The sequence below is a fragment of the Acetobacterium sp. KB-1 genome (assembly GCF_003260995.1).
Lineage (GTDB): Bacteria > Bacillota > Clostridia > Eubacteriales > Eubacteriaceae > Acetobacterium > Acetobacterium carbinolicum.
The window spans coordinates 1,317,447-1,340,726 of sequence record NZ_CP030040.1; the positions used below are offsets into that span (position 1 = coordinate 1,317,447).

At 42.3% G+C, this 23,280-nt stretch carries 22 protein-coding genes and 1 pseudogene; 3 read left to right on the plus strand and 20 right to left on the minus strand.

The window, feature by feature from the left end; translation table 11 throughout:
- Window positions 1-131: 131 nt before the first annotated feature.
- From DOZ58_RS06055 to DOZ58_RS06075, 6 genes and pseudogenes are all read right to left on the minus strand, one after another.
- Window positions 132-743 (minus strand): isoprenylcysteine carboxylmethyltransferase family protein, encoded by a 612-nt coding sequence (locus DOZ58_RS06055; protein ID WP_204355482.1) that lies wholly within the window; start codon window positions 741-743, stop codon window positions 132-134.
- A gap of 111 nt (window positions 744-854) precedes the next feature.
- Entirely contained in the window at window positions 855-1,880 is a 1,026-nt protein-coding gene (locus DOZ58_RS06060; RefSeq protein ID WP_162624448.1) for a HAMP domain-containing sensor histidine kinase, read from the minus strand.
- Window positions 1,881-1,932: 52 nt separating this feature from the next.
- Window positions 1,933-2,259, minus strand: coding sequence for a hypothetical protein (locus DOZ58_RS18500; RefSeq protein ID WP_162624449.1), 327 nt, complete (start codon window positions 2,257-2,259; stop codon window positions 1,933-1,935).
- Between the two features lies 1 nt (window position 2,260).
- Window positions 2,261-2,959, minus strand: coding sequence for a response regulator transcription factor (locus tag DOZ58_RS06065; protein WP_111887506.1), 699 nt, complete (start codon window positions 2,957-2,959; stop codon window positions 2,261-2,263).
- Window positions 2,960-3,024: 65 nt separating this feature from the next.
- Window positions 3,025-3,309, minus strand: coding sequence for a GNAT family N-acetyltransferase (locus DOZ58_RS06070; protein WP_111887507.1), 285 nt, complete (start codon window positions 3,307-3,309; stop codon window positions 3,025-3,027).
- 67 nt (window positions 3,310-3,376) lie between these two features.
- Window positions 3,377-3,619, minus strand: a pseudogene (locus DOZ58_RS06075) (methyl-accepting chemotaxis protein); the annotation flags it as partial.
- A 434-nt stretch (window positions 3,620-4,053) separates the two neighbouring features.
- Here DOZ58_RS06075 and DOZ58_RS06080 point away from each other — a divergent pair.
- Window positions 4,054-4,284: a hypothetical protein gene (locus DOZ58_RS06080; protein ID WP_111887509.1), complete on the plus strand. Its 231-nt coding sequence runs from the start codon at window positions 4,054-4,056 to the stop codon at window positions 4,282-4,284.
- A gap of 156 nt (window positions 4,285-4,440) precedes the next feature.
- Here DOZ58_RS06080 and phoU read toward each other — a convergent pair whose 3' ends face one another.
- From phoU to DOZ58_RS06130, 10 genes are all read right to left on the minus strand, one after another.
- The gene (phoU, locus tag DOZ58_RS06085) at window positions 4,441-5,163 is read right to left on the minus strand and encodes a phosphate signaling complex protein PhoU (RefSeq protein ID WP_111887510.1); all 723 of its coding nucleotides are present in this window, start codon (window positions 5,161-5,163) and stop codon (window positions 4,441-4,443) included.
- 15 nt (window positions 5,164-5,178) lie between these two features.
- The gene (pstB, locus tag DOZ58_RS06090) at window positions 5,179-5,937 is read right to left on the minus strand and encodes a phosphate ABC transporter ATP-binding protein PstB (RefSeq protein WP_111887511.1); all 759 of its coding nucleotides are present in this window, start codon (window positions 5,935-5,937) and stop codon (window positions 5,179-5,181) included.
- A gap of 8 nt (window positions 5,938-5,945) precedes the next feature.
- Window positions 5,946-7,151, minus strand: coding sequence for a phosphate ABC transporter permease PstA (gene pstA / locus DOZ58_RS19250; protein ID WP_111887512.1), 1,206 nt, complete (start codon window positions 7,149-7,151; stop codon window positions 5,946-5,948).
- Complete coding sequence (gene pstC, locus DOZ58_RS06100; RefSeq protein ID WP_111887513.1) at window positions 7,152-8,033, minus strand: phosphate ABC transporter permease subunit PstC; 882 nt, start codon at window positions 8,031-8,033, stop codon at window positions 7,152-7,154.
- Between the two features lie 95 nt (window positions 8,034-8,128).
- Entirely contained in the window at window positions 8,129-8,971 is an 843-nt protein-coding gene (locus tag DOZ58_RS06105) for a phosphate ABC transporter substrate-binding protein (protein WP_111887514.1), read from the minus strand.
- Between the two features lie 266 nt (window positions 8,972-9,237).
- A complete protein-coding gene (locus tag DOZ58_RS06110; RefSeq protein ID WP_111887515.1) occupies window positions 9,238-9,780 on the minus strand; it encodes an HD domain-containing protein in 543 nt (180 codons plus the stop codon).
- 131 nt (window positions 9,781-9,911) lie between these two features.
- Window positions 9,912-10,460 carry an NUDIX hydrolase gene (locus tag DOZ58_RS06115; RefSeq protein WP_111887516.1) on the minus strand — a complete coding sequence of 183 codons (549 nt, stop codon included), beginning with the start codon at window positions 10,458-10,460 and terminating at the stop codon, window positions 9,912-9,914.
- Window positions 10,461-10,532: 72 nt separating this feature from the next.
- On the minus strand, window positions 10,533-12,023 hold the full coding sequence (locus DOZ58_RS06120) for a DEAD/DEAH box helicase (RefSeq protein ID WP_111887517.1): 1,491 nt from the start codon (window positions 12,021-12,023) through the stop codon (window positions 10,533-10,535).
- A gap of 426 nt (window positions 12,024-12,449) precedes the next feature.
- Window positions 12,450-12,899, minus strand: coding sequence for an Hsp20 family protein (locus DOZ58_RS06125; protein WP_242988621.1), 450 nt, complete (start codon window positions 12,897-12,899; stop codon window positions 12,450-12,452).
- Between the two features lie 194 nt (window positions 12,900-13,093).
- Window positions 13,094-14,650: a CdaR family transcriptional regulator gene (locus DOZ58_RS06130; protein WP_162624450.1), complete on the minus strand. Its 1,557-nt coding sequence runs from the start codon at window positions 14,648-14,650 to the stop codon at window positions 13,094-13,096.
- A gap of 308 nt (window positions 14,651-14,958) precedes the next feature.
- Between DOZ58_RS06130 and DOZ58_RS06135 the strand changes: the two genes are divergently transcribed.
- A complete protein-coding gene (locus DOZ58_RS06135) occupies window positions 14,959-16,977 on the plus strand; it encodes an NAD(P)/FAD-dependent oxidoreductase (protein ID WP_162624451.1) in 2,019 nt (672 codons plus the stop codon).
- A gap of 75 nt (window positions 16,978-17,052) precedes the next feature.
- On the opposite strand, the gene fdhD is transcribed toward DOZ58_RS06135, so the two are convergent.
- Genes fdhD through DOZ58_RS06155 form a run of 4 tightly spaced genes read right to left on the minus strand, consistent with a single transcriptional unit; the run spans window position 17,053 to window position 21,282 of the window.
- The gene (gene fdhD, locus DOZ58_RS06140) at window positions 17,053-17,877 is read right to left on the minus strand and encodes a formate dehydrogenase accessory sulfurtransferase FdhD (RefSeq protein WP_162624452.1); all 825 of its coding nucleotides are present in this window, start codon (window positions 17,875-17,877) and stop codon (window positions 17,053-17,055) included.
- 37 nt (window positions 17,878-17,914) lie between these two features.
- On the minus strand, window positions 17,915-19,966 hold the full coding sequence (locus DOZ58_RS06145) for an aldehyde ferredoxin oxidoreductase N-terminal domain-containing protein (protein WP_111887521.1): 2,052 nt from the start codon (window positions 19,964-19,966) through the stop codon (window positions 17,915-17,917).
- 1 nt (window position 19,967) lies between these two features.
- Entirely contained in the window at window positions 19,968-20,465 is a 498-nt protein-coding gene (locus DOZ58_RS06150; protein WP_111887522.1) for a 4Fe-4S dicluster domain-containing protein, read from the minus strand.
- A gap of 55 nt (window positions 20,466-20,520) precedes the next feature.
- Window positions 20,521-21,282, minus strand: coding sequence for an SDR family NAD(P)-dependent oxidoreductase (locus tag DOZ58_RS06155; protein WP_111887523.1), 762 nt, complete (start codon window positions 21,280-21,282; stop codon window positions 20,521-20,523).
- Window positions 21,283-21,714: 432 nt separating this feature from the next.
- Here DOZ58_RS06155 and DOZ58_RS06160 point away from each other — a divergent pair, with 432 nt between their 5' ends.
- Window positions 21,715-23,250, plus strand: a complete 1,536-nt coding sequence (locus DOZ58_RS06160) for a CdaR family transcriptional regulator (RefSeq protein WP_111887524.1) — start codon at window positions 21,715-21,717, stop codon at window positions 23,248-23,250.
- Window positions 23,251-23,280: the final 30 nt, after the last annotated feature.

Sequence of the window (23,280 nt, forward strand, 5' to 3'; positions counted from 1 at the left end):
ACTTACTATTTTTTTGCAGCTCACCTATTATAATGTTTAAAGCACCCAAAAGCAATGGCATAACGTCAAAAAGACAGGTAATATTACCACCTGTCTTTTTGACCACTGATTTATTTGTGTTCCAACGTTCTCTAAACAAGTTGCGGAATAAACATTTTTGTTCGACTCATATAATTCTGATAGTCTGTTCCGAATTCTTCGATCATATCCTGTTCTTCTTTTTTTGCCAGCCGCACATACATAAAAACCATCACCGGGTATAATATCAGCAGCGGCAATGTAACCCATTCTACCATCATTCCCAAAGATAATAAGAGCAGCCCCGCATACTGAGGATGGCGAATGTACTTATAAATCCCGGTTTCCACCAAAGTTCCAGTTCCGGTTTCTTTAGACCAGTATTTCTTGTAAATACTATACCAGCCATTCATAATTAAAAATATACCCGCTGCCCCACAAGCAATATTAATATACATTCCCCAATAACCTATGGTATCAAAAAGCGTGTGCCCCCATAGAACACCTTCAGGAAGGTTTTTACCAATTATCCAGGAGATCACATACATACTAAAGGGGATTCCATGCATTTCAATGGCAAAAGCAATCACAAAAGCAAGGTAGGTGCCAGCCGGCTTCCGATCCATTTTTTTGTAAAATGGCATAAACAGCAAGATCACTCCATAAAGTACCGTAAAAAATAATACTCCAAACCAATTATAAAAATGACTGTCCAATGTTTCCAATTTATCAACCTCCAAATTTTAGTGGAATCACATAAAAAACTTCACGTAATCCCTTACCTTTACTATAGCAAGCAATTCATACATGAAGTTGTTTCTTATCTTAAATCCATCTTAACTCTTTGGTAAAAACAAAACGAATTCACTTCCAACCTTGTTATCCACTGCCAGTTTGATTGTACCACCGTGGGCTTTTACAACTTTTCTGACAATCGCTAAACCCAAACCAGTGCCCCCGCTTTCCCGCGATCTGACCTGATCGCCTTTGACAAAGGGTTTAAAAATCTGATCGCTTAATTCTGAGGAAATCCCTACCCCGTTATCTTTAAAGCGAACTTCAATCATTTTGGGATGCTCCATCAAGCTCAGTTCAATCTGGGTGCCAGCCTGATTATGGTTGATAGCGTTGTCAACAAGATTTTCAAACACCCGACTCATCTGCTGTCGATCCACCGCTGCCATAATCTCTTGATCGGGAATATGAAACAGATAGGAGAACCCGGCGCTATCCAGGTTTGCCACGGCTTCGCTCATTTGCTCCCGAAGATATTCGGCAAAATCGAGTTTTTCCTTGACCAGAACATAATCCGAAGTTTCCATTTTTGACAATTCAAAAAGATCTGTCATCAGACGATTAGCCCGACTACTATTGTTATAAATCGTAGTCAGATACCCCCTGAGTTGTTCAGTAGTCATTTCGGTTTTTATTAAACAGAACTCTACATAGCCGATAATACTGGCAAGAGGATTTTTGAGATCGTGGGAGATATCCAAAATCAGCTTTTTGCGGTTTTCATCGCTCTGTTTTCTTAAAGCAATTTCTTTTTCAATTTCGTCGGCCATTTCATTGAAAATGGTTGCTAGTTCGCCGAATTCATTATCCAGATTTAAGTCAACCCGGGATGTGTAATCGCCTGCTCTTAACTGACTGGCACTGCTGCATAGCTTCTTAAGGGGGTTAACAATACTAAGTGAGGTCAGCTTAGAATATATAACCGTACTAATTCCCAGTAAGATCAAATAAAATAAGACAATCGCAAAAATGACCCCGACTACTCGCTGAGTATCAACCGATAAAAATTCGGGATTATGAACAATGGCAAAATCAATGCGAATTGATGTTGGGAAAGTAACCAACAACCAGAATTCTACCCTGGGATTATAAGCGATACTATAACTGAATGGGTTTCCCTTAGCTTGACTGGCGGTTAAAAATTCGGTGAACGTCTTCGGGGTTAAACACCTCCGGTAGATTGTTAATTCCCTGGCTGAAAATGACCTCATAATTTTTAGAAACCACTTGAACCCCACCGCCATTTTCCAGCACTTGCTCAACATCCATAGCTGAGAGATCATCCGTCATGATTTTTTCTGCCGTGTAGTTATAATTGACCAGATTTTTTGAGATCACATCACTGGCAAAGCTTAATAGCGTCACGGCAAAAACACCAATCAGAGTGGAGATTAAAAACATCAGCACATAATCCGCGACAAAGCGATTCGAAATCCTCTTTTTCATTCTAGAGAACCTTAGAAATATGGAATTTATAGCCAATTCCACGAATCGTCTTGATATACTCGGGATTCCTAGGATCTGTTTCTAATTTATTCCGCAGCCGGCTGATATGAACCATAATGGTGTTATCGTCATAATAAAGGTCGTCTTCCCATACCTGCCGATAAAGCTGCTTTTTAGTAAAAACCTTGTTCGGATTTTTCATTAAGAACAGGAGCATCAAATACTCCTTGGCGCTGAGTTCCACTAATACACCATCTAAATAAATACAGCAGCCATCCTCATCAAGAGCTAAATTCCCAACATTCAGATTGGCCTTATTGATCGAATTATTTTCTGAGTATTCATAGTTCCGTCTGAGATGTGCACCAACTCGGGCAATGAGTTCGGCCATACTAAATGGTTTGACCAGATAGTCATCCCCACCAAGACCCAATCCCAAAACCTTATCCATTTCATCTCCTCGGGCAGTCAGAAAGATAATCGGCATCTGACTGGTTTCACGGATTTTTCTCAGCAGATTAAAGCCATCCAGCCGGGGCATCATCACGTCGAATATCCCTAAATTGATAACATTATTTTTAAAAATCGCCAAGGCTTCCAAACCATCAGCGGCAGTAAAAACCGTATAACCATTTTCTTCAAGATGAAGTTTTAAAAGGTTTTGAATATCTTTTTCATCTTCAGCAACTAAAACATTCATATGAAACTCCTTGAGTCAGATTATTTTATTCGCTTAATTCAAATGATGTCATGCCTTTTTGTCGACTATTCGTTGTTGGCAGAAAAAACATCACCATAGTCCTGATTTTCAGTTAAGACCTTTTCCGCATAGGAGCAGTAGGCGATAATTTTAAGCCTCTTTTCCCGGGCAAATGCCACTGCCTTTGCCACCAGCTTGACTCCAAGCTCCTGCCCTCTGAGTGCTTTGGTCACATAAACGTGCTCGATAATCAATCGATCACCTTCAATGTGATAGTTTAATAAACCAATTGGTTCTTCTTCATTGACACCAATATAAAATTTGTTTTTTGTTACATGGATGGTTTCCATTGTATCCTCCTATCTGGTTTTTTATGCAAAAAGACAGGATGGTTTTCCCGTCTTTTGTTTGCATTTATTATTTTAATTTAAACCGCGAGATCATTTCCTTGAGTAACTGCGATTGACTGGATAACTCTTCACTGGCTGCCGCCGATTGCTCAGCGGTTGCTGTATTTCCCTGGACAACCTGGGAGACCTGGTCGACCCCCAGATTAATCTGGGTGATATTGGTAGCCTGATCATTGGAGGCTTCGGCAATTTCCCGAACCAGTTCCGCGACCTTGGTAATTTCTGCTACAATTTCTTCTAATGCGTTGGCTTCCTGAATCGGTGCACATGGCGTCGAGGGTCGCATTAATCCCGGTAACAATCCGGGCTATACTCACCAGTATAATTGCCTGCCATGCTATGGTACTTATATACCATTTCAAGCCCCGTGTAAACTTTTTTTTGCAAAGTTTTTATCCAACTTAATTTTTTGCAACTCGTTTATTATAATGCTTAAAACACCCAAAAGCAATGGCGAAACAGCAAAAAGACAAGTGTTTACCTGCCTTTTTGCTGTTTCACTCTGGTCTCCTAGGTTTTTTAATGAGACAAAAATAGTATTTTGTTCGTTTTATATAATTCTGATCATACCTTCTGAGTTCTTCTCTCCTATCTGGATCATTTCAATTATTTAGTCGGTTGCATTCAGAAATTGACCATGTTATACTTAAAAAAAGAACCATTTTAAATAACAGGAGAGAAACGATGAATGAATTAAGTAAACTAAGTGATGTCGAACTAAAGAATAAATTGGCCAGTTTGAAAGAAGACTTGGAAGACGTTGAAAATGAACGTAGCTTTATTTTTAAACAATCCGGCATGCATGTCTCAAGCGGGAAGATCGTTGCCCAAATGGAAGAATTTGATGCAGAAATAAAAAAACTCAACGAATGTATCACTGAATGTGACGAAGAAATTAACGGTCGCAATCGTTAAAGGTGGGCAAGGGGTAAATACCCCTTGTTTTATTTACGCTGTCGTTCTACTTCTCCCCAGATTCCCGTTTAATCCAATTAATAGGTCGTTTCATGTTTTTAATGCAAAAAAAGCCAAAGGAATCAATCCTCTGGCTTTTTTTATTCGTTTTAACGCTTAATCTTCTTTTCCGGCGGCTTCAATTTTCTTTTGTGTTTCAATGATACGCACGATGGTTTCCTCATCCAGATCATTAAAATCAATATAATCTCCGGTAATGATGTAAAAAACTGTTTCAAAAATATTGGTGGCATGATCACCAATACGCTCAAGATAAGATCCAACAAAAATGAATACCGAACCTTGATGGATATTTTTAGTATTATCAATCATATAGGCCAAACAGTCATGATGAATCTGCATATTCAAGGCATCAATCTCATCCTCCAGATCAACGACTTCCCGGAGTCGACTGATATCTTCATGCACAAAAGCTTGAATTGCAAGCTTTAATAATGTCTGTGCCAGATCACAGGTACGAGGGATGTCCACCAGTCGTTTCATATAAACAGTATCTGATAATTCCATCACCCGTTTGGAAATATTGACTGTCATATCAGCAATTCGTTCCAGATTGGTAATAATTTTCAAGGTTGACGCCAATCGTCTTAAATCGGTGGCAACCGGTCCTTGGGTGGCAATCACCTGACTTACAATCAGTTGAAGCTCAATTTCTTTGGCATCTACTAAATCATCCCGTTCAATCACTGATCTGGCCAACTCACAGTCCTGAGATTTTAATGCCTGGACTGAATCAGCTAACATTTTTTCTGTCATCGCTGACATCATCAAAATCTCGTCTTTGATCATTCTTAATTCTTCGTTATACTCTATTCGCATGATTTATTCTCCTTATCAACCGAAGCGACCTGTAATGTAATCCTCTGTCCGTTTGTCATTGGGATTTGTGAAAATAATCGGTGTTTCATTAAATTCAATCACCTCTCCCATTAGAAAGAAAGCTGTTTTATCTGAAATTCGGCCCGCCTGCTGCATGGAATGAGTAACGATAATAATGGTATAGTCTTTCTTTAAACTCGACATCAAGTCTTCAATCTTGGCCGTTGCAATGGGATCAAGCGCCGAGGTTGGTTCATCCATTAAAATCACTTCCGGATTCATGGCAATGGTTCTGGCAATACATAAACGCTGTTGCTGACCACCTGACATGCCAAGAGCCGATTTATTTAATCGATCCTTAACCTCGTCCCAGAGCGCCGCTTTCATCAAGCTCTCCTTTACGATTGCGTCCAATTTCGATTTGTCCTTCATACCCTGACATTTGGGTCCATAGGCGATATTTTCATAAATACTCATGGGAAAGGGATTCGGACTCTGAAAGACCATCCCCACCCGGGTTCTTAAGTTTATAACATCAATATCACCATTAATATCTTTTTCATCAAAGAGAATTTCCCCCTTGATTTTTACCGAGTCGATTAAATCATTCATCCGATTCAGGCAACGTAAGAAGGTGGATTTTCCGCAGCCGGATGGTCCAATAAATGCGGTAACTTCATTTTCGCGAATTTCCATATTGATTGATTTAAGCGCTTGAAAATCGCCATAATACAAATCAAGATTCTTCGCGTTAAACTTTATATTTCTGTCCATATTACTCCTCATTTTTTATTAAAGACATCCAACTTGTCTGAGGTGATACGGGACAAGATGTTCAGTACAATAACAATTACAATTATGACAATGCCGACTGCACAAGCCAGCTCAATATTGCCTTCTTCTTTGGCCACATAATAGGCCTGTACGGTTAGGGTGCTCCCTGGTGAAAATAGCGTACCCGGGATTTGAGCAACCGTCCCTGCAGTTAATAGTAGTGCCGCAGACTCACCAACCACCCGGCCAATACTGAGTAGCACCGCTGTGGCAATACCAGGTACCGCACAGGGTAGTACGACTTTAAAAATGGTTTGAAGCTTAGTGGCACCAAGTGCCAGAGATCCTTCTCTAAAAGCCATGGGGACCTTTTTTAAAGCTTCTTCTGTACTCCGAATAATAACCGGCAAAAGAATGACCGCAACCGTCAGACTCCCGGAAATCAGTGAGATCTGAAAATTCAGAGCGACTACAAAGAAAGCCATCCCAAACAGACCAAAAATAATCGAAGGAATACCCGCCAGAGATTCGGCAGCAAATCGAATGATATTAACCAGTTTCCCTGGTTTTGCATATTCAGTCAAATAAATCGCTCCAAAGATACCCACTGGCAGTGCCACAAGCAAGGAGAGCAAGACCATGTATAGTGTTGTGATAATATTTGATTTGATTCCGCCACCCGGCTGGACGATTTTTATTTTCAGTTCACCGGATTCAGTCGCGATGGTTTTGGCGACCTCTTCTAGCGATAAATCAGTAAAATCTTTTCCATTAATACTCTGTAACATATAGTCGGGGCCAATTTTTATTTCTGCTCCAGTTGAATCGATAGCACTTTGTAATGGTGAGTCCTTTTCGAGATAGGTAACAACAATCTGTTCGCGCTCGGTACTATGGTTTTTATAAGCGACCTTAGAAATAGCTGCCCCAATGTTCTCGACGTAGATTGGTCCCTCTAATGCGGTCTCATATCGGTTATCCAATGAATTTATATCATTAAGCTTTTCTTCATCAATGCTTAAAGGTACGTCCTTGGCCTCAGTAAAGGCATAACCTACTTTTTCATTGAAATCCCGGGTTAAAAAATCCCAATTAACCAACCCGATTCCTTGAACAAAAATAAAGCCAATAATAAAAAGCAACACACTTAATGTAATGCCGGTTGCCAGATAAATAATACCTTTAACAAATAGATCTTTTATGCTTCTGCTCATTTAACTGCCCACCTTTGCCTTAACCAATTTATTAACAATCAGATTAATCAACATGATGAAAATAAATAGCACCACACCGGTTGAATATAACAGCTCCTGATGGACACCGGAGGCGTAACCCATTTCCAGCGCAATGTTAGTGGTCAGCGGACGAACCTGATCAAACAGACTAGTGGGTATACCGGCAATGGGGTTACCACATACCAGCATAACCGCCATCGTTTCACCAATGGCCCGGCCAATACCAAGAATAACACCGGTCATAATCCCAGAACGTGCTGCCGGTAACACTACCTTAAAGATGGTTTGTATTTTCGATGCACCCAACGCATAGGAGCCTTCTCGATATGCCTTTGGAACCACACTGATGGACGTTTCTGAAATGCTGACGACGGTTGGTAGAATCATAATTGCCAGAACCAGAATGGTCGACAGCAATGACTCCCCTTGAGCCATAGGCGATATTTTCAGCACATAAGGAACAATGATTCCTAATCCAAAAACCCCATATAGAACGGAAGGTATCCCTGCCAATAATTCCACCGCAAAACGAATGATTTTGCCTACCTGTGATCCGGCCATTTCTGAAATAAAGACTGCTGTGAGAATCGCGATTGGCACTCCGATCAGAATCGCGCCTAATGTTGCAAAAACAGATCCCACAATCATGTAAAAGATCCCATACATATTCGAACCCGGTCGCCATTCAACACCGGATAAAAAATTCCAAAGCGGATAACTGTTGGAAATAAAAGGTTTTAGTCCGTTGTAAAAAACGAAGGCAGTGATCGCCAAAACACTGACGACAGCGACAAAAGCACAGACAAGAAAAAAGCCTTCAATTATTTTCTCTTGTTGCTTCTTACGTTTAATTGCTTGCAAAATAAACGCTCCTTTTCTAACCCATGCAGGTTACTTGATGTCATGGGATTATTTTAATGAAGAGAGACTCCTTTTCAGGAGTCTCAATTATTTTTTTAAAGTACTGAGATACCACCATGTTCTTCAACAATGGCCTGTCCATCTTTGGTCATCAGGAAGTCAAGGAAAGCAAGAGTTGCATCATCAACCTTTGATTTATCATACATAGCCAGGAAGGGTCGTGAAATTTTATAAGTTTTATTTTTAACATTATCCACAGTCGCTTTTACGCCGTCAATATCAACGGCTTTAACGGTTTTATCAACAAAGGTTAAAGAAACATAACCAATGGAGTTTTCATTTCCGGCAACCGTACTTTGAACATTTCCATTACCTTCTTTAATGGTGGCATCAGGTTTGAGTTTTTCTTCAAAATCCGCTAATTCTTCAAATGCACCACGCGTTCCCGATCCATCTTCACGAGATACAACAACAATCGGTGCATCTGCTCCGCCAACTTCACTCCAGTTGGTGATTTCACCCATATAAATTTTTGCAACTTGTTCAGTTGTCAGGTTGGATACTGTGTTAGCTGGATTTACAACAACAGCAATACCATCAAAAGCAAAGACCAATTCGGTTAAGCTACCCTTTTCTTCGGTTTTTAAGTCTCGTGATGCACAGCCAAAGGAATAAGTACCCGCTGCTGCTCCTTTAATTCCGTCGGAAGAACCGGTTCCACTGTAGGTAAACTTGACTTCTGGGTTTAAGGCAGTAAACTCTGAACCAGCTGCATCAATGACCTTCAGCACTGATGTGGAGCCCCCACCGTTTATTTCTCCTGAAATTGCGTCACTGGTGGTTGCCGTTGTTGATCCTGAAGAACCACATCCTGCGAGGGTCAGCACCGTTGCACCGACTAACAATGATACTAAAACTTTTTTCAAACTTTTTGACATTTTTTTCTCCTTTAAATTTCCTTAAATTTCGTTGATTGCATAGCTATCTTACCAAATAAAAAAGACTAAAAGGTTTTGTGGAGGTAAAGAGATTGTTAATACTCTGTTAAATTGGCAAACAAAAGAGAGGTATTTCTACCTCCCAATTTGATCCGATTGACTTTATATGGCCGTCCATTCTCTCCAGCTCGACTGGAGGGAGTAATATTATCTTTTATTAACGCTTCATTCTTTACGTTTATAAGGATCAGCAGGACATCCTTCTATTAGTCAAAGATTTCCTGAATCAATTCTTTTAGTTCTTCATACATCGCCAAACCCGCTAGGGGTGCCAATGCGTCCCGCACACCTTTGTAATACCAGGCCTGCTTGTCCTTACCTCTGACAAAAATATCCCAGACCTCTTCACCAATTCTCTCGTAGTCTACTTTAACACTTCGCAGATTTGCCAGTTTATCGGCGCAGGCCAGCATCTGCATCTCCCGGGTCGCTCGGTTCTTGAGAAAATCGATGGTATTTTGCTTGCGTTTTTCCCAGGGCAACAATTTGTCTTCCGAGTCGGAGGCTACCAGTTCGGCCACTGCTTCTCCGAATTCCCGACGGATCGTTTCCAGACTGGTATCCGTGTCTTCGACCGTATCGTGAAGGAGTCCGGCACAGATCAGGGCTTCATTTTCTTCCGGATCCACTGTCTCACCGAGAATTTTAGCAACCTCAAAGGGGTGAGTGATATAAGGAATTTTGGAGCCCTTGCGAAAATGACCGTCATGGGCTTTGGCAGAAAATTCAATGGCTTTTGAAATGGACATAGATCCTCCTTGATTTTAAATCTTACCATACGTTTGATTAACGGGTGTGACAAATTAGACTGACAACTAAACAGGTAATCTCGGATCGCCCGTGCTAAACCATTTTACGCAATTTAATATAGACACAACAATCAGCATCTGTTCAGAATTTTATTATAGACCACCAGCATATGAGGTTCACTGACATGGCTTGACAATTCATCTATCGCGATCCATCTGACCCCACTGTTTTCATCTGGCTTAATCGCCAGCGGTTCATCTTCATAAGCCGATAGTAAATAGGCTACCGATAAATGCAAATGAGCCGAAACCGGTTGTTCATTTTTAAGATGACCAAAAACTGGCAAAATATCCAATGAAACAATTTTATCCGCTACGGCGGTTACTTGTTTTAATCCGGTTTCTTCTTTGGCTTCGCGGATAGCTACCTGCAGCAAGTCCGGTTCACCATCAGCATGACCGCCGGTCCAGGACCAGGATTTATAAATATTATGATAAATCATTAACAGTTTATCCTGCGCTGGATTAAAAATCAAGGCTGAGCTGGTCAGATGGGCAATTTTATTTTCCCGAAGCAAGACATTCGGATTTTTTTTGATAAAGGTTATCATCGTTTTTTGATCAGCCTGTTCCTGGGCTGATCCGGGCTTAAACGCTGTGATGGCTGATAAATAATCCATAGACACCTCACTATAATCATTTCACGTGTTACACTTATATAAATCTAATAACTTAATTACTTGATCATTTAATTAGTAAAACCGACGAATCGGCTTCTTACGGGCAATGGTAACCGGCTTATCTTCGGCCAGGGTCACCTTTCTAAGCCGCCCCTTAATATTCCTTGTTTGCAGCTCTTTTAATACCTGAGGGCCTTTGTTATTTAGGATTTCCACAAAGGTGGAAACATCGAGAATCGTGATCACGCCGATATCCGCAGCCGTCATGCCCTCCAGATTACAAAGGGTCCCGACAATATCCACCGCTCGCATTTTGGTCTTTTTACCGGCATTGATATGAATCTTGGTGATTTCACTGACCAGATCATGGGCTTTGTCCAGCTTTTCTTCTGGTTTCTCGTGAAGCTTTTCCATAAAAGCCGATTTGAGAGAATGGACCGTAGCCAGGGTGGGGCAATCTTTTTCAATAATTTCTTTGTCGGTATAATTCTCAATGTCCCGGAACAAGCGACCTTCTTTTGAGGAAACCAGGGTAATGGCTTTACCGGTAGTACCCCGACGGCCCGTCCGTCCGATGCGGTGGACATAAGTTTCTTTTTCCCAGGGCACATCAAAATTAATGACCAGTGAAATTTCATGGACATCAATCCCCCGGGCGGCTACGTCGGTGGCAATGAGATAGCGAAAAGCGCCCTTTTTAAAGCGCTGCATAACTAGAGTGCGGTCGTCCTGTTCCATCCCGCCGTGAATCCTTTCACAGGCCTTATTGTCCTTGCCAAGAAGATTATAAATAGCATTGACCCGTTCCTGGGTATTACAAAATATAATACAACTGTCAGGGTTTTCTACCACCAGCACATCTTTTAGTATATCCAGTTTATCTTCATGGCCGGTTTTATAAGCAAATTGTTCGATGGCATCAGTTCGTTTGGCCTCGGCCTCAATTTCAATGATCTGGGGATCATTCATATATTTTTTCGACAATCGCTGAATCTCATTTTCCAAGGTGGCTGAAAACAACATCGTTACCCGGTTTTTGGGCATTTCATTGATAATTTCTTCTACCTGATCGATAAAACCCATATTTAGCATCTCATCGGCTTCGTCGATGACCAGATATTTAATCTCATCGGTAATAAAGGTTCCCCGTTCAATATGATCCATGACCCGGCCTGGGGTTCCCACTACCACATGGGTTTTCTGTTTCAGTTCTTTTTCCTGACGGCGAATCGGCGATTTTCCATACAGGGCAGATACCTTCACCCGCTTGAAGCGGCCAATGTTAAAAATATCTTCATGAACCTGCAGTGCCAGCTCCCGGGTCGGAGTCAGCACCAGGGCCTGCGGCTTGTTTTCTTCCCAATCTAAAAGCTCACAGATCGGAATCCCAAAGGCAGCGGTTTTACCACTGCCGGTTTGAGCCTTGCAGAGAATATCTTTTTTCTCTAAAGCAATCGGAATCACGGCTTCCTGAACCTTGGTAGGGGTTTCAAAATTTAGTTTTTCGATGGCTTTTAATAGCTCATCACTGAGTTTATACTGGTTAAATTTTTTATTTATCACGTTTTATTTCTACTCTCTTTTTATTTTTCAAATTAAAAAGCTGTATCCGCAAAAAAGAAGATACAGCTTGATTGATCACTTGACATTTAATTATAAACTATATTTGTAGCATTTACAAGGGTTATTACTTACTTTAGACGATTAAGCCAGAAAAGATACTGTACCTGATTACTTTTCTCTGCTTTTTATTTTAAAACTAATTTTTTCATCTATAAATCTTCCAGATTCCGACGACTATCCAACACTGAAATAATAAGGACCTGGGTCTGCTCAATCCTATGAATGATGCGCCAGGGAGAAAAAACTATTTCACGATCGTTAAAAAACTAAAGGCTTCCAAATTGTACCAAAAAACCTCATCAGCCAGGCTAATGAGGTTTTTTGCTCAAAACAAGCGGCAGAACTTTTTCTACCGCATCACGACCCTTATTCAATTTCAATTAATCGGGACTGTTCCTGTTTTACCGCTTTGGGCACTGTAATGGTCAAAACTCCATCTGTCAGCTTAGCCTTAATGTCATCAGAAGCTGCGTCTGCCAGAAATACATTCCGGGTCATGGAAGAAAACTTTCTTTCGCGATGAATATAATTCTTTTCATTTTCTTCCTTGAGTTCTTCCTTCTTAACTGAAATTTGCAGTTTTCCTTCGTCAAGTGAAACATTGATGTCACTTTTAGCAACACCTGGCATCTCTGCTTCGACGATGTATTCTTTTTCGTTGTCCTGCAAATCAATTTTGAAGGTGTCACCCGCCAAGCTTCTTCTCATCGGCCAACCCTCTGCAAAAAAGTCGTCTAGCATATTTTGGAAATCTTCAAAACCGGTATTCATCAAATCATTTCTTTTTCTGTTAAACGGAATCAGTGCTGTCACCATAACCACTCCTTTACATATTTTATTTGTTAGCACTCTCTATCGACGAGTGCTAACTTTGATTATTTTATACCACTTTTTAAAAAAGATGTCAAGATGGCACAACTACTATTTTAAGATTTTTTTAAGCTGTAATTCATTCAAAACTAGAATAGTATTGAGGAATTTTTTACTTGAGTATTAGGTAAGCGCATCTCTCAACGCTTCATTTCATAAGTCAACTGCAAATGCAAAAATGTCTGGTAATGATTCAGCTGGACACCCATAACTTCTTCCATCTTTGATAATCGATATTGAAGTGAGCTACGATGGAGATGTAGCTCCTTGGCGGTCCGGGCTTGAGAACGGCCGTTTTTCATATAACAATACAGGGTTTCTACCAGATTGGCACCTTTTTTTTCATCATAGACCCTCAGCTTATTAAGGGCCGGGTGGCAAAGATCTTCACTGTTTTTAAGGTTCGCAAGCAAATCCATCAGATGTGCAAAACGGAATTGGTCATATGAAAACAACAAGCCGTCATTTTCTGTTTTTAATCCGAACTCAACGGCCACCAATGCTTCTTGATAGGATTTTCTAATTGCCTTAATAGAAAAGCAATCGTCACTGATTCCGGCAACCATTTTTGAATCCTTTAGCCAATTTTTTATTTCTGACAAACGTTGACCAGATAATTGTTGCCTACTGTTAGCATTGGCCAGCATCACAATATTATTTTGATGAAGAATACAAATGGTATTTTTCATCAGTCCGAGCACTTTTTTTCTCAGAAAAGTCAGCTCATAGTGATTGCGATTGGCATGACTTGACTGAAAAACGATGATAAAAAAAGAATCCGGAAAGGAAATATTGACAAAATTGATGACTTTTCGCAGTTCATTTTCTGAATGCGGACTACCCGTTAGAATTTCGGCAAACAGATAGCCCAGTTTAACCCCTTCATTGCTGATCATGGTCTGGTTTTTTTGTAACTCCATGATCAGGATGTCGCTAAAAAAGGCAATGGTCGCTTTTGTACCAATTGAAAAAGGTACTTCGGTTTCAAAAACAGTTACCAATCCCATTTTTTTATTTTGACTTTTTAAATTCATGGTGCAAAAGGAGTGGGGATAGCGTTCATTACCTGAAAAGTAAACCGGCTCATTCTGATTCTCAGTTTTTTCTATCAGGTCTTTCATAAAATAAAAATCGTCCACCGTGCTGGAAATATAACCATCTTCGATGCCGTTTTCAACAATATACTGCCACTCTTCCGGCTTCTGCAAAACACCGGTGGTACGGGCCAGTACCCTAAAATCAGCGTCGGCAACATAAAGTGGATTTCTAAGAATCGGTGTCATGGCATTGATAATTTCGGTGAGCCCTTTATTATCCGTGATTCGCTTAATCATTTCATCATAAATCCGATGAAATTCACTGATGATGTCTTCTATTTTTTCCAGTAACAGCTCTATCTTCCAGTCTGACCGGATCACAGCCACATCGATAGTTTGAAGCCTTTTCATTTCAGGCGAAGTGCAGCTGTCAGCAACACAAATCAGCTGTTTTGGTAAATGATTGGTGTGAATCTGTTGGACCAATGCCGCTGACCCCAGATATAAAACATCGGCTTTATAGCCATGTTCAGAGGGTTTTAGCAACCGGACACCGGAAAATCCCGACTGCTCAAGCGTAAAACATTCAGCGTATTCATAAGCAGCATCATTAAATTGATTCAATAATTGATCCAAAATCATAGCGATTCTAATTTTCATTTTTTTGTCCTTTTTGACCGTTTCTATTCTTAGTTCTATTCTTATCATGGATATTTTATCACGTTGGTGCTTTTTTATCATTTATATACGTTGAATTAAAGAAATTTGCAAATTGATCTGGCAATTGTGCAGTGTGCGGGCGATTAATAATCGCCCCTACATTAACTATTTACTTCAACTTATATCGTCAATTATTAAATCGGTAATTGTCGAAATTATAGCCCCTATTTTCATACATTCGTGTGATGTATCTTAATCATTTCTGCGATAAAATAGACTTATTACGAATGATTAAGGAGATTGTCATTATGCCAGAATTAAAGTATAAGCATTTATTTGAACCCATCAAGCTGGGAAAAACCCTTTTTAAAAACCGGATCTTTTCTTCACCTCAGGATTATCCCGGTTTAACCAGCGACCGTTTCTTAACCGAAGAAGCTGCCTATTTTTATGAACGAAAAGCGCTGGGCGGTTTTGCTTCGGTTTGTGTTGGCGATATGATCGTCGACGGTGATTATGGACGCAGCCATCCCTTTCAGATGCGGGGCAACGATATTCTTGGAAAAGTTAACCTGACCCGTACCAGTACCGCCATCACCCGACATGGCGCGGTTGCCGCCATTGAGCTCTGCCATGCTGGTCAAAATGCCAATCTTGGTTTAATGCCAGTCAATCCGGGGTTTATTTATGGCACGGTTGAAGGTATCCGTGAAGATGGAGTGGAAATCCGAGCCATGCAAGATGAACAAATTGAAGCGATGATTCAAAAATACTGTGACGCTGCTTCCTTTGCGAGGCAATGCGGTTATAACATGATCACCCTCCACGGTGGTCACGGCTGGCAAATTCATCAGTTTCTCTCTCCTCGGGACAATAAACGGACCGATAAATGGGGCGGTTCGGTTGAGAATCGGATGCGTTTTCCGCTGGCCGTTATCGACGCCATTCGCAAACGGGTTGGCAAGGATATGCCCATCGAATTCAGAATGAGTGCCACCGAATGTCTCCCCGATGGCTACGATCTTGATGAAGGTATTAAAATTGCCCAGCTTTTGGATGGCAAAGTTGAGATGATCCATGTATCGGTTGGCCATCATGAAATCGATGCTGCCGCCATGAAAACCCATCCGACCATGTTTCTACCCGATGGTTGCAATACCTCTTATGCTGCTGAAATTAAAAAGCACGTAAAAACCCCGGTTGGTACGGTTGGTGCCCTCACCGATCCCGAGATGATGGAAGAGCTGATTGCTTCCGGTCAGGTCGATGTGGTCAATCTGGGGCGTCAAACCCTAGCTGATCCGGATCTGCCAATTAAAGCCCGACTGGGCCGGGCTGATGAGATCAACCCTTGTCTGCGCTGTTTTTATTGCTTCTCCAACAGCACTATCGACGGCGTTTTCTACTGTGCCACCAACCCGGAAATCGGCCGTGAACAAGTCAGTCTGACCACCCCATTGCCCGCTCACAAAAAGACGGTACTGGTTGCCGGTGGCGGTATCGGCGGAATGCAGGCCGCTCTAACGGCTGCCAAACAGGGACACCGCGTCATTCTCTGCGAAAAAACCGATCATCTCGGCGGGGCGCTGCTCTGTGAAGAAAAAATCCCCTTTAAATCAAACCTGGACACCTATCTTAAACGCCAGGCGCTGAAGGTATCCCGGGCAGCCATTGAAGTCCATTTAAACACCGCCATCACCCCGGAACTGGCCGAATCCTTCCATCCCGATGTGATCATTGCGGCCATGGGGGCCAGACCGCTGATTCCGAGTATTAAAGGCATCGACTACCCCACAGTCATTGGGGCCGAAGACGTGTATTATCATCCCGAAAAAGTCGGCCAGCATGCCGTCGTCATGGGCGGCGGACTGGTGGGTCTGGAGCTGGCCATCTTCCTGTCAACCCTGGGCCATCAAATTACGGTTGTGGAAATGGCACCCGGCACTATTGCCACTCCACCACCGGTTGAAGGCACCTCTAATCGGATGGGCGGTTTAATGGAATTGCCCGGCGGCTTCCCGCTGGTCCATGGCGTCGCGTTAGGCGACGAACTAACCCGTCACCCTAATATTGAGCTTTGTGTTTCCACCAAGGCCCTGGAAATTACGGACACGGGACTGGTCGTGGAAGATGCCAATGGCGTCCGCACCATTGCCGCCGATACCGTTATTTATGCCATCGGTCAAAAACCACTGCAGGAAGAAGCGCTGGCGCTTTCTACCGCTGCACCGGAATTCTACCAGATCGGTGACTGCCTCAGCCCGAAGAATATTTATGATGCGACCTCCGCCGCGCATCAAGTAGCCAGTGATCTTGGCCGCTATTAAATCGATCAAATTTCAAAAGACCTTGTCAAAATCGACAAGGTCTTTTGATCTTTTATGCAAATGACTTTTCGTTTTTTAGCCTTTGGCAGTATAAAGGTGCGCTGTTTCGCAACAGTCTTCCAATCGTTGCGCATTGGCGTAAACCGTCATATTTTTGCCGCGAACATAGCCGATCAACGACACACCAAGGTTACGTGCCAAAGAAACTGCCTCATCTGTTGGTGAACTAAGCGAAACGACGATGGGTACTTTAAGCTTTACCGCTTTTCTTAAAATCTCTGAAGCGATTCTTCCGGTTGTTAATAAGATCTTATCTTTTGTGTGGATATCCCCCATCAAGCTCTTGCCAATGACCTTATCCAGGGTATTATGTCGTCCGATATCTTCCCCGATGGCCAGAATTTGTTCCTGGTCACATAATACGCTCGTATGAACCCCACCCGTTAAACGATAAGCAGTGCCACTTTTAATCATTTGTCGCGTTAACTTAAAGATGGTCTCGGTCGAAATTTTTATTTGGGAGCAGAGAGGAATTTGGGAGCTCACTATTCCCAGGCTCATTCCACCGCCACAGCCGGAGGTCAAAATTCGCTTTTTAGTATCAATAACAACTTCATTTTTTAAACGGACATCGGCAATCCGACTGTTTTCACAAACCCTTAAAATATCGATATCATCCACTTCTTTAATGAGACCTTCCGAAAACAAATACCCGATGACCAGAAAGTTAAGGCCCGAAGGCGAACAAAGAATGGTTACCAGCTCACGACCGTTAACAAAAAGCGTCAGCGGCATTTCTTCCGGTAAAGAAAGCTTCTGTTCTTCCCAGCGGCCCTCCGCCAGACGGTAACAGTCGTTTTTTTTATTGTCTTCCGATGATAACACAATGATCTTATCCATCTCTTTTGGTCTCCTCAGTCGTTTGTCATTTCGCTCGTTATTGCGGACATTTACCCATTGCTGCCAATTCATCGGCCACATCCTTTAGTCCCAATTTTTCATAGGTTTCTCTGGTTGGCCAACCGGTTTTTTCGTCCCAACCGCGCAAACGATAATAATTAGACACAAAGGTGTTAAATCCATCTTCATCAATGCAAACCCCATCGGCATCAGGATAACGATGGAAGGGAACGATCTCAGCGACTTCCATTTGGCGGGTTCGGTCATAATTGCGAATGGTGATGGCCCGGAATAAATTCTTGATCCGGTTGGCGGCTATTTCGATCTCTTCCTGTGTCAGGCCAGCACCAGTAGCGGCTTCGAATAATTCAGTTTCTGCGGTCATCCAGAACATATCCGGCAACTGCCAATCACAGGTGGTAATGGCTTCCTTTAATTCTGATTTTGTTTCGTTCATAATCGCCGATTGAGGACCAGCCAGACTACCATAGGGATCCGTTTCCATGGCATGAACATAATCGGTTGTATCTTTGTGATGGGTATTGGTCTGGGCATCCCGGGTTGAGGTCATCATTTCCACGGCAATCGGTAGCCAGGTGTTGAGCGGAACGGTTCCCTCATAGCCGCGACCATTCCAATGGGCTGAATAACCCCAGGCCACTTCAAAACTGATGGGAATATCCAATTGCTTGCCGTCGAGTCGTCTGGATTTCCGCTGGTGATAAATGGTATCACCAAATTTTTCTTTGCCCATTTCCCGAATCGCCCGGGACATGCCTTCGGCAAACAGATTGCCATAGTACCCCTTGCGGTAAACAATCATATCCATCATGTACTTCATGAAGTCTTCAGATTCCACATCGATTTCCATACCAAAATCAATGTCATCAAAAACCCCTTCTTTTTTACCCATTGCCAGCCAGGTCATGAGCCAGACAATGATATCCCACTTGTTGACCCCATACTGGCTACATAGTTCATTAATGGTCATGCCGCGGTCATAGTCCGGGCCCCAGAAATTGTATTCATCGCCCTGATGTTCGTCAAAGAGGACGGGAATTTCGGGATCGGTAAAATCTGGTGGTGATGCTGCTCCCGACATCATGGCACAAGCCGGGGTATTGTTTTTTTCGGTGACAAAGGTCTGGGCCGGCATCCAGGCACAATCGTATTTCCACTCAATCGCAAAGGGACCCACACATTTAGATACCTGATTCATCCGCTCCTGTTTCCAGGTGGTACTCTTAATATCCATCATCAGGCGCGGACAATGTTGATTACACCCGTGACTACAGGTGGTGTTGTATTCTCTCAGTCCGCCGGCAACCTCCGCTTCCTGGCCGTGGCCAAAAAACTTCGGTGATTCCTTAATCGGATTGGTCTTGAAAGCTGGCGAACCCATGGTTTTTCGCAGTTCCAACACCTTGTTCACATCTGCCGGTTTGATGCTGCCGGTGCCTCTAACACAGATGCCTTTTAATAATTTAGAGCCCATCACGGCACCAAAACCGCCTTTTCCAGCCGCGGTTTCGTTGGCCGTAGCCACAATCGCCATGCGCAACAAATTTTCACCCGCCGGGCCGATCACAATACTCTTAACCTCTTTCCCGTGGATGGACTCCAGTTTAATCTGGGTATCATAGGTATAAAGCCCCCAAATACCAGCTTCTCTGGCATCGCGAATCTCAACTATCTGATCATCAATAAAGAGATAGCCCGGTTTTTTCAGGGCTCCTTCAAGAACGATGCCATCATAACCAGCATATTTGAGTTCCGAGCCAAACCAGCCGCCCATTCCCGACCAGGCATATTGTTCCGGGAAGCATTGAGGCGCAATACCCGCAATAACAATTCTGCCTCCGGTTGGAATGCCGGTGGCCGTCGTTGCTCCGGTCATGATGATCAGTTTGTTTTCCGGATCTAGGGCTTTAACGCCAGGTTTCACCTCATCCCAGAAAATCTTGTTGCAGACACCACGCCCGCCCAGATATTTTGGTACATAATCCCAAATCGGTTGTTCGGTAATTTCCTCGGTGGTTAGATTAACGCGTAAGATCTTTCCGGCATAGCCGCACAATTCTCTCTCCATCTTAGCTTTCCCTCCCTATGGCAGACGCTGACAAACCAAGACATTGTACCTGACAATACTCAATACATGCTGGACCGGCCTCACGATTTCTACACAGATCACATTTTTTCGCTTTTTTCGTTACCTTGTCATAATTGATCCGTTTGGGCTCAAAAGGACAAGCCTTGTAGCATTTTTTGCAACCAATACAGGCTGCTTCATTAACATAAACAATACCGGTTGCCGCATCAACACACATGGCCTCATCTTTTTTAGGACAGGCTTCATAACAAGGCCGGTCCGTACATTGCTGGCAGGTCAGAATTTTATGATCTTCCAGATTGATGGTATCACGATCCAGAAATAACCGTCTTAACATCTGTCCGGTCTCACCCTCATGGACCAGACCGCAGACAATTTCACAGGCATTACATCCAACACAGACTGAGTATTCTTTAGCATGCTGGATGACGTGCCGTCCCAGTCCGTTTGGAGCAAGATTACTCTTTTCATTCGTCATTTTAACTCACACCCTCATTAAATTTTTGTTACCCTCTTCCATTGAGCCTTTAACCTTAGTTGCTGATACAAACCCCACCATCAACGACGATGTTGGTTCCGGTTACAAAGGAGGATTCATCGGATCCCAGATAAACAGCCGGGTAGGCAATATCATCCGGTTCGCCCAGACGACCCAGCATACAGACGGAGTCGATCATTCCCTGTTGGGCTTCCTTATTGTTTTTAATGAAATCAGGGGTCATTCCGGTATTAATCGGGCCGGGTAAAATACAGTTGATCCGGATTCCTTTTCTCGCAAACTCTTTGGCTACATTACGCGAAAGATTGGCCACCGCCGATTTCATCGCACCATAGAAATAAGAATTAAGTTCCGGCCAGATGGCTGAGATCGAGGCCACATTAATAATACTGCCCTTACCCGCTTCAACCATGCCCGGAATAAAAGCTTGCATGGTCCAGACATAGGCCCGATAATTCGTTTCCATAATTAAATCAAAATCTTCCTTGTTTTGTTCCAAAAACGGTTTGTGCACCAGCACTCCAGCCGAATTAAAGAGAATGTCAACGTGATCAAATTTGGCATCGACTGCTGCTTTTAATTTTTCGATATCTTCAAATTGACGCAAATCACATTTTACAAAAAAACCTTCGCCGCCTAATTCGGCAATTTTTTTAACCAGTTCACTTCCTTTTTCTTCATTTCTTCCGACTAAAGCAACCTTCGCACCTTCTTTAACATACATCAAAGCAACTGCTTCACCAATCCCTGATGTTGCACCGGTTACGACTGCTGTTTTGTTTTCAAGTCTGCCCATTTTTTTCTCCTTTTCGGTTTTAGCATTATTTTTGCTGAAAATTTTTATTAAAAAGCCGCCGTGGTTTTTATCTTCGACTAAACGAGCTCAAGTTAAAAACCACCGACTCTCTAACACTTTATACAATCGTTTTCATTATAGCAACAGTAGCTCCTGATTGCATTTTACATTTATCCTAAAATAGCTTTATTTTTTATACATTTTGTACTAAGATGTTGTTATAGTGATTCAATTTTGCGGAATTCTGTCTAACATTTTGTCTCATTCAAAACAGTTTCGTTCGTAACAAGCTATATACGTTGGATTAAATAATTTTGCCAATTGAACTGGCAATTGTGCAGTATGCGGGCGATTAATAATCACCCCTACATTAACGTTAATTCTACTTATATAAACTATATTTTTATTTACCTATTCTAAAGAGGTGTTTTTATGAGAGTCACCATGTCCATGCTTTATACGGGTCTGAAAACCTGCGTTCTCTGTCAAAAGGGAATCGCTTATAACAAACAGCTCTATGTCGATGATGTCTGTTTCTCCAAAAAAAGCAAACTTCCCACTGATATCAGTTATGTCCTCATCGACTGGAGCGACTATGATCAACAAGCCTATGTTCACAGTTCTCCAGAAATGCTGATCTTGGCTACACGCGATGAACAGGTTGACCGCGATACCCTGCCCCCCTGTGCCCTCGTAGTTTATTCCGCGACCTCTCTTTCGCAACTATTTGAAATTTGTCGCGATGTCATGCGCTATTATTTTCAATGGGGAGATGAACTCTTATCACTGATTATGAAAAACAAAGACCTCCAAGAGCTGGTTTCCTGCGCCCACCAGCTTCTGAAAAACCCCATTATGATTTTAGATAGCTCCATGAAAGTACTGGCTTTTACCCCCGATGACACCATGGACGATGCCATCTGGAAACTGACCGTGGAAAAAGGATACGCCGATCTGGATGGACAATCGTCATTGGTTTTAAAGCGGGGTCTTGCCTTATTAAACGATCATGACTCCGCCTATAACCACCCCATGCATGGTGATAGCTGGGCCTCGGCAAAAAATGTGGTTGTCAATGGGAACCGGGTTGCGCTCGTCAGTCTGATTCAAAAAAATCACCCCATCAGTGAGGGTGACTTTGCCTGTCTTTGTTATTTTGGCGATATGCTGGCCTTGTATTTTAAAACCCGGGACAGTCTGAGCTATCTCACGGACAATCGTTTAGAATCAATTATTACGGATCTTCTGGATGAGCGGTTTAAAAATGAGGCGGAGCTCAATGCCAGAATCCGAAATGTCAACTGGCTGCCTAAACTAAATTTTTTTATTCTGACGATTCAGTCCTGTCATCTCTTTTTGAATAAAATGCAGATGAAAAAAATCAGTGAAGCCATCGTCAAAATGCTCTCAAATGCCTGGGCTGTCATTTACGACGATCATATTGTTATTTTGATCAACCACAATTCCCCACTCAGTCTTAATGTTCAAGAGACTTCAAATCTAAGGTATTTTCTTAAACAAAATCAGCTTTGTGCGGGTATCAGCAACAGCGAGAAAAAGATTTCTGAAATTGCCCGGCTCTATCGTCAATCCCTGATCGCGATTGAAATGGGTAGTTATCTTGATCTCGCTGATGATCTTTTTTTATTCAGTGATCATCGCGTAAACAGCATGTTGTATGCCTTTATTAAGCTTGGTGATGTTGAAAGTTACTTAAATCCCTGCATTAAGCAATTGCAGGAGTATGATACAAAAAAGAACGCTGCCCTGCTTAAAACCCTGATCGCCTATCTTAAAAATAACTGCAAGCAGCTTAAAACATCCCAGGATTTATTTATTCAACGGGGAACGCTGACTTATCGACTTAAAAAAATAGAGGAACTCTGTCAAGTCAATTTGAGTGATGACAAGCTGATCTTTGATCTTCAGCTTTCTTTGAATCTCTATCTGTTTATGCATGCAAAGTGAGGCGCAGCCTACGCAGTATACAAATCGCAA

Excerpts from the sequence above, each read along its gene's own strand:
- DOZ58_RS18500 (WP_162624449.1), bottom strand. The coding sequence starts at position 2,259 with ATGAAAAAGAGGATTTCGAATCGCTTTGTCGCGGATTATGTGCTGATG.
- DOZ58_RS06065 (WP_111887506.1), bottom strand. The coding sequence starts at position 2,959 with ATGAATGTTTTAGTTGCTGAAGATGAAAAAGATATTCAAAACCTTTTA.
- DOZ58_RS06070 (WP_111887507.1), bottom strand. The coding sequence starts at position 3,309 with ATGGAAACCATCCATGTAACAAAAAACAAATTTTATATTGGTGTCAAT.
- DOZ58_RS06080 (WP_111887509.1), top strand. The coding sequence starts at position 4,054 with ATGAATGAATTAAGTAAACTAAGTGATGTCGAACTAAAGAATAAATTG.
- phoU (WP_111887510.1), bottom strand. The coding sequence starts at position 5,163 with ATGCGAATAGAGTATAACGAAGAATTAAGAATGATCAAAGACGAGATT.
- pstB (WP_111887511.1), bottom strand. The coding sequence starts at position 5,937 with ATGGACAGAAATATAAAGTTTAACGCGAAGAATCTTGATTTGTATTAT.
- pstA (WP_111887512.1), bottom strand. The coding sequence starts at position 7,151 with ATGAGCAGAAGCATAAAAGATCTATTTGTTAAAGGTATTATTTATCTG.
- DOZ58_RS06105 (WP_111887514.1), bottom strand. The coding sequence starts at position 8,971 with ATGTCAAAAAGTTTGAAAAAAGTTTTAGTATCATTGTTAGTCGGTGCA.
- DOZ58_RS06110 (WP_111887515.1), bottom strand. The coding sequence starts at position 9,780 with ATGTCCATTTCAAAAGCCATTGAATTTTCTGCCAAAGCCCATGACGGT.
- DOZ58_RS06115 (WP_111887516.1), bottom strand. The coding sequence starts at position 10,460 with ATGGATTATTTATCAGCCATCACAGCGTTTAAGCCCGGATCAGCCCAG.
- DOZ58_RS06125 (WP_242988621.1), bottom strand. The coding sequence starts at position 12,899 with ATGGTGACAGCACTGATTCCGTTTAACAGAAAAAGAAATGATTTGATG.
- DOZ58_RS06130 (WP_162624450.1), bottom strand. The coding sequence starts at position 14,650 with ATGAAAATTAGAATCGCTATGATTTTGGATCAATTATTGAATCAATTT.
- DOZ58_RS06135 (WP_162624451.1), top strand. The coding sequence starts at position 14,959 with ATGCCAGAATTAAAGTATAAGCATTTATTTGAACCCATCAAGCTGGGA.
- fdhD (WP_162624452.1), bottom strand. The coding sequence starts at position 17,877 with ATGGATAAGATCATTGTGTTATCATCGGAAGACAATAAAAAAAACGAC.
- DOZ58_RS06145 (WP_111887521.1), bottom strand. The coding sequence starts at position 19,966 with ATGGAGAGAGAATTGTGCGGCTATGCCGGAAAGATCTTACGCGTTAAT.
- DOZ58_RS06150 (WP_111887522.1), bottom strand. The coding sequence starts at position 20,465 with ATGACGAATGAAAAGAGTAATCTTGCTCCAAACGGACTGGGACGGCAC.
- DOZ58_RS06155 (WP_111887523.1), bottom strand. The coding sequence starts at position 21,282 with ATGGGCAGACTTGAAAACAAAACAGCAGTCGTAACCGGTGCAACATCA.
- DOZ58_RS06160 (WP_111887524.1), top strand. The coding sequence starts at position 21,715 with ATGAGAGTCACCATGTCCATGCTTTATACGGGTCTGAAAACCTGCGTT.